Below are 6,968 nucleotides of genomic sequence, written 5' to 3' on the forward strand. Positions count from 1 at the left end.
CTTTGTAATCTTTGTCTTGCATATCCAGGTAAAAAAGGTCTTCTCCTCACCTTTCTTTCCTGAGGTTGTCTCTTGACATTCGAGGATATGAAGTTTATGCCCTTCGTATTCAATATCATTAACCCAGCGAAAGTCCTGGCTGGTATTAGCATTGACTTGATGTGTCCCTTTATTTTCCGGACTAATCAAGAGCAAATTCTGAAATTCCTTATAAACACTGGGGATACTACCTTCCTTAAATCGAATGATGTAAATCCAGCCATTTTTCTCTACTAAATCAAATACGGGTTTCCCTGCATATAAGCTGTCAAATAACAAACAAAATTTGGTGCGTGGGAAATATCCTTTCAGCCTTTTAGCTAAACGATAAAAAGCCTTTGTAACCGTTCAGGCTATATATCAAAAGTGTAAGAAAGGGGATAAGGAGATAAGAGTGATATGGAGATAAGATAATAGAAATAGATTGAAATTTATAGAAATAGGTAGAAATTGATTGTGGAAAACAACAAATTTCCATAAATTTCTATTAGTTACACCACCTGAACGCTTACAAAAAATTGGATTATTTCAAGGAGTTTTTGTGCGAAGATTTTTTACTCTTCAGGACTGGCGAAAGCTTGCTTAAAGCTTTGTCTTCTTTCGGTAGATAATGCGTGCTTTTTACTTACTCCCAAAGCGGCTGGCTTGTCCACCGCACTCCATAACAATTCACCGAGAATTGCTGGACTTTAATTTTTTCTCTTTACAAAATTTAAGATATGTGATATACTTACTTCCCAGTAAAAAAATGAGAAAAATGGGTAGTGGAATAAAAAAAGGAGAGACACGGTTTCTTTATCTTTTCTTATCATACACTTACGATAAAGGAGCAAATGGATTATGTTTAGTTTATTTTTATTAACAGGATTAACTATCTTTCTAAGCTGGTTAATAATTTATTATGCGGCATGTAAATTGACGATTAAAGTTTGCGATGAGATAATTGTGTGGGGGCTACCAATTATCGCTTTTATTATCCCCCTATATTTTGATATTCATTTGTATAGTACCTTTGACTTGAGTAAAGTCGGGGTGATGTATGTTATGACATTAATTATGTTAGTTGCCTGGTTAATAAAGATGATACTAACTGGCAATTACAAATCTGTTTCTACACCGATTAATTTAGCCGTTCTGGGTTTTTGGGCAAGCACAATTATCTCAACTGTATTTTCTATTGACCCAATGATGAGTTTGATTGGAACTTATAAGCGTTACGAGGGACTTTTAGCTATAACTTGTTATATTGTGCAATTTTTCTTGATTATCAATTTTCTCGATAATCAATCAAAACTTTATCGACTTATAAAGGCAATAGGTTATACGGGATTGATATCATCGTGTTACGGTATGATTCAACATTTTGGTAAGGACCCATTGAGTTGGGAATCGTGGAATCCCTGGCGAATTATCTCATGTTTTGGTAATCCTGTTTTTTATTCTGCTTATGCTGAGATGGCATTTTTAGCGGGATTAGGGATGTATTTTTATGTCCAGGGTGAAAAAGATAAGAAAGGAATTATTCTTCCCTCCAAACCAATAAGTAAAACCCAAAAAAAAAAGAAGAAAAAACTTGATGTAAAACCTGATGCTAATCTGACATCTTCTAACCAATTATCCCTCATCTGGCGATGGATATATGCGATTAAAACAGGTATCCTCGTTATTTATTTTGTAATTAACTTCAATTCTCTCTGTGCTCCAGTGACATTAGACGCTTCTACAAAACCCTCTTTTTGGGTGTCTTATTCACCTATAATGATATGGTTAATTTATTTAAGTATTAGTCTTATATTTACGATTATTTCTTTTTCCAAACAAACAAATCCTCTCTGGCTTTTAGTTTATGAAATATGCGTAGTTATTGGTTTCCTTTCATTTGGTTCATTCAAGTTTGCTATTTACCACTGGTGGGCGGCAATAGTTGTTTATTTAAGTATTTGTCTGGGATTTGTAGTTTTTAATACCTTACCTATTTCTGCCTTTGGAATGGTATTTATTTATGCAAGTATTTTATGTTTAACCTATTATGGTTTTTCTCATTGTAACACTCGAGGTTCATATATTGGGCTATTTTTAGGCTTATTTTTATTCGTAATAACGATGTTGTTTCATAAAGAGATTGTTAAGCACAAAAAAAGAGTAATGGCATTAGGAGGAGCAATTTTATTAATATTTATCAAATTTAATTTCTTAATCCCTGAAACTTCTGTTATTGAACGATTTACTTCATTATTTTCTATGAGCAAACCAAAGGCGACGATTGAAGAAAAAGTGGATGAGGTGGTGGAAGAAGAATCTATTCCAGAAAAAACTTTCTACCCCCAATCTAAGCCAAGAGAAGTTATGCTACCAATACCCGGTCTCACGGCTACTTTTTTAAACCATGCTCATCTAGAAATAAAGCCATTTATTGGTCCTAAACTAACAATTTCCTTACCCTGGCGGGCTTATATCTGGGGAAGTGTCATTGCCACGATGAAAGATAATATGAGATATTTCTTAATTGGGACAGGGCCGGATACAATGGGATTTACCTTCCCTAAATATGTGTATTCTATTTTATCACCAGAGATGAAAGGCCCTGTAGAGTTTGAAGATAGGGCTCATAATGATATTTGTGATACACTTGCGGCACGAGGAATAATAGGATTAGGAATATATGGATGGTTAATATTAGTTTTCTTTTTTACTGGTTTTAAATATTACCAGAGGATAGAAGGGAATGAAAAATTTATCGTTTTAGGACTTATGTGTTCGGTTTTAGGATTTCTTGGTCAGAATTTAGTCAGTTTTGGTGTAACACCATTATCCTCGTGTTTCTGGATATTATTAGGAACGACTATGGCTTATGGGAAAGTAGTAACTCAACCAACACAATCTAATAAAGATACCGGGTTAAAGGTTTCTAACCAGATAAAGAATCAATCAAGCAAGATAATTTTTTGTGGGGTAATTATAGGCGGGGCTATTCTTCTGACCTATTTTACCTGTCGGATTTACAAAGCGGATAATCTTTATAAAAATGGAACTGTTTGGCTACATCAGGGAAATATGGATACCGCTATAGCTCAATATGAGCAGGCAATTAAATTACATCCTTATGAAGTCAGGTACCGGGATGAGTGTAATCGACTTTATATAGACAAGGCAAGAAACACCAACGAACCTAAATGGACTCAATTGGCATTCAAAGGAGCTTCTGAACTCCTTGAACTTACTAACTATAGGCATAGTAATGCTTACTTTACATTAGCCATCGCTTATTATATACAGGGAAGTAGAATGGGAGATAATGCCCGGGTAGATAAAGCCCTTGTGTTTTATAAAAAGGCGGCTGAAATAAATCCATTTTTGGCGGATGCATATAATAATATGGGAGTTATATATACTCAGAGAAATATGCTTGATGATGCAATTAATGTTTTTAAAGAGGCATATCGTATGAATACTCAGCATGTGGCGGCATTAGAGAATCTGGTAAGGATATTTTATAATAGAAATGACCTTGAAAATGCCGCCTTAGTCCTCGAAGAGATATTACAAACACATCCTCAATATAAAACTCAGGAGATACTCACTTTCTTAGGAAGGATTTATTTTGACCAGGGAAGACTTGATAAAGTGATTAGTCAATGTAAAAAGATTATAAAATTAGACCCATCAAATGTTGCCGCTTATGATAATTTAGGCTCAATGTATTATCGTCAGGGTAAGTTGAAAGAAGCTAAAGAATCATTTGAAAAAATACGCCAACTTCAACCAGATAATCCTAAAGCTATGCAAATGCTGAAAGCTATTTCTGTTCAATTATAAAGAGGTAGTAATGCCATTTTCTAATATTCTCCAGATAATAATTAAAGTCAGTCTCCTGATATTAATCTTATCTACCCCTTCGGTAGCGTGGCATTTTATTACCAAAACTCCTATCCATCTTATCCATTTTTTAGCCTACATTTTTAACCTGTTCATTTTATTACTCAGTTTAATAATAAAAGATATTCTAATAAATGGTCTGCCAGGATTTTGTGATAAAGTAATCCGAGCCATGGTCATCATCTTAGTCATTATTATTCCTACTTTCTTTTGGCTTCCTCTATATGATACCTTCGATTTAGCCAAATTAACCTTGATGTATAGTTTGAATTTAGTTATTTTAGCGATGTGGTTGATAAAGGCTATTGCCTCTAAAGAAACAAAACTTATGAGGACACCACTTGATATTCCTATTTTAGCTTACTTAGCTATCAATATTTTGGTTACTCTTACCTCAGTTAGTCCAACTATCAGTTTATTTGGTTTTTATAAACGCTATGAAGGGCTTTTTCCCATCACCAGTTATATCTTTTTATATTATGTCGTGGTTAATTTTATGAATACACCTAAATTAGTCAATAGATTAATCAAGGCAATGATTTTGACTTCGACAATAATTGCCATTTATGGTATATTCCAACATTTCGACCATGACCCTTTTAAATGGAGTTTTTCGGCTAAAGAAAGAGTTTTTGGCACATTTGGCAACCCGGTATTTTTCTCTGCTTATCTGATTATGATTATTCCAATGGGATTAGCAATGTTACTTTTAAGAGAAAAACAACCTTATCAGTTATATCCTTTAGATATGAAAAAGGAAAAGGTAAAAAAACTCACCTCTAAATCTAAGAAGGTAAAGAAAAAAGGACATGAAAATTCTGCTTACCAGGAGTTAATTTTAAGCTGGCAGAGGATATTTAATACCTGCAAAAACATCTATATCGTTTTATTCCATTTCATAAGTCCGTGGTGGTATAGAATTAGTTTGATTTTACTTTTTCTCTGCTTTGTCTATACCAAAACTCGAGCCACGATGATAGGTTTTGAAGGGGGGATATTTATATTTTCTCTGCTTATCTGTGGGGTAATTTTTTCCCTTACTTTTTACGGCACAATTCTCTTTTGTGGTATCTGTGGATTTATCATTTTCCTTAAATTTCTACCTCCTACTCATACAATTATTTTACTCTGGGGGGCAATTTCACTCGGGTTATTTTCCTTTGGTCCTTTAATTGTTAGAACATTATTTGGTTCAAAAATGATAATTAAAAATACCAAAGATATTATTTCTATTGGTTTAGTATTAATGAGTGTTCTTCTATATTATAATCTACACCCTGAAACTGCTGTTGTTAATCGACTCATTGGGACAATAATAAAATCAGAAACAGTACAACCTCAAGTTGTGCCTGAAAAGAAGGAATTAACGGTTGAAGATAGAATTCAACAAGCATTACCTACTCCAGAAATTAAATTTACTGGAGGAGCACAAGAAGAAAGGGCAAGCCTCTGGAAAAGGACTATAGAAATAATCTTTAAAAATACTAAAAATTCCCTATTGGGGATAGGATTAGATACCTTACAATTAATGAATATCGGGACAGATAAAGCTCATAACGATGTTCTGGATGTAACCGTGACTCGCGGAATAATTGGTCTATTGATATATTTCTGGATATTGATAACTTATATCTGGATAAGTTTTAAAACAGCTTTTTACACCCAGGAGATAAGTAAGAAGGTATTAATTGCTTCCTTTCTTGCCTGTGAAATTGGGTATTTAATCCAAAATCAATTTAGTTTTGGGCTGGTAACTATCCTTTTATATTTCTGGATGGTGATGGGGATGACAATGGTTATTGTTAAACCTCAAACACTATCCGGGAGACAAACTATTGTTACCCCCAGAATTAAAAACCTATCTTTTCGCTGGATTCTTTGCCTGCTAATCATTGGTATCACCGTGATATTAATCTATCTTGCCTTTCGACCTTTCTTTGCTGATGCTCATTATCGAAAGGGATTTGATTTTGTAGAAAAGCATGAGTATGAAAAAGGCATCCCTGGATTAGAAAAGGCAGTTAAGACTTTTCCTTATGAAAATTGTTACTGGAAGGTATTAAATAGTATTTATGTTGAGCGAGCAAATAATGACCCTGTGAAAAGAAAGATATGGGTGAAAAAGGCGATTGAAGGTTCAAAGTTTTTACTTACACTCATCCCTGAAGATATGGGTTCTTATTTTAATATGGGTATGGCGTATTATTTAGATGGAGATACAACGAAGTCAATTGCTTCTTATAAAAAGGTTTTAGAAAGTGAACCAGAGGCGATAGATACCCTTAATAACTTAGCCACTATTTATGCTAATCAAGGAGATTACAAGAAAGCCGAAGAGATGTTTAAAAAGGTATATAAGATAAGTCCTGGACATGCATCGGCTAAAAATAATCTTATACAACTTTATAAAATACAGGGAAGATATAAGGAGACGATGGAGTTAGATGCAGAATATGCCAAACAAATGCATATTCAATTAACCAAAAATTATTACGAAAAAGGTGATATAGACCATGCGATTGAAGAGATTAAAAAGGTTCTTGAAATAGACCCCTCGGATATCCAATCCCGTCGCAATCTTGGCTCTTTTTACCTCTTGAAGAAAAGGTATCAAGAGGCAAAGATTGAATTTAATAATGTCCTTAAACTTGACCCAAATGATAATTATGCTAAACAAATGCTTAAAGGGCTGTAACCGTTCAGGGGGGTAATTTACCGCAGAGACGCAGAGGAACAGAGAAGATATGGAAATAAATCAGATAACAGAAAAGATTATTGGTGCAGCCATTGAAATACTTATGACCTGCTTGCCGAATGTTCAGCCGGCAAGCCAGATTTGTTGGTGGTGTCTTAATCTAGCATAAAGGTTAAAATAGTGTATAGGGTTCTGCAAAATAGGATTTGAGGGAGACAACAAATAAATATCAAATATCAAATATTAAATATCAAATATAAATATCAAAATGCAAAATTACAAATCAAATTTCAAAAAGGAAATAGCAGGGTTTCTCAAAGAGTTGGAGGAATTTGGTAATATCTTTGCTTCAAGTATT

Annotated in this window: 4 protein-coding genes; 2 read left to right on the forward strand and 2 right to left on the reverse strand. The window is 33.9% G+C overall.

From position 1 onward, the window contains the following. The coding region (locus AB1422_14465; GenBank protein ID MEW6620516.1) for a hypothetical protein at positions 1-318 on the reverse strand (318 nt) is incomplete at its 3' end. Positions 319-355: 37 nt separating this feature from the next. Then, complete coding sequence (locus AB1422_14470; GenBank protein ID MEW6620517.1) at positions 356-517, reverse strand: hypothetical protein; 162 nt, start codon at positions 515-517, stop codon at positions 356-358. A gap of 362 nt (positions 518-879) precedes the next feature. On the opposite strand from AB1422_14470, the gene AB1422_14475 reads away from it, so the two are divergent. Together AB1422_14475 and AB1422_14480 are read left to right on the forward strand one after the other, a co-directional pair. Then, positions 880-3,855, forward strand: a complete 2,976-nt coding sequence (locus AB1422_14475) for a tetratricopeptide repeat protein (GenBank protein MEW6620518.1) — start codon at positions 880-882, stop codon at positions 3,853-3,855. Between the two features lie 10 nt (positions 3,856-3,865). Next, positions 3,866-6,610, forward strand: a complete 2,745-nt coding sequence (locus AB1422_14480; GenBank protein MEW6620519.1) for a tetratricopeptide repeat protein — start codon at positions 3,866-3,868, stop codon at positions 6,608-6,610. Positions 6,611-6,968: the final 358 nt, after the last annotated feature.

This window comes from bacterium (genome assembly GCA_040757115.1).
Taxonomy (GTDB): domain Bacteria; phylum UBA9089; class CG2-30-40-21; order CG2-30-40-21; family SBAY01; genus JBFLXS01.

Excerpts from the sequence above, each read along its gene's own strand:
- AB1422_14470 (MEW6620517.1), bottom strand. The coding sequence starts at position 517 with ATGGAAATTTGTTGTTTTCCACAATCAATTTCTACCTATTTCTATAAA.
- AB1422_14475 (MEW6620518.1), top strand. The coding sequence starts at position 880 with ATGTTTAGTTTATTTTTATTAACAGGATTAACTATCTTTCTAAGCTGG.
- AB1422_14480 (MEW6620519.1), top strand. The coding sequence starts at position 3,866 with ATGCCATTTTCTAATATTCTCCAGATAATAATTAAAGTCAGTCTCCTG.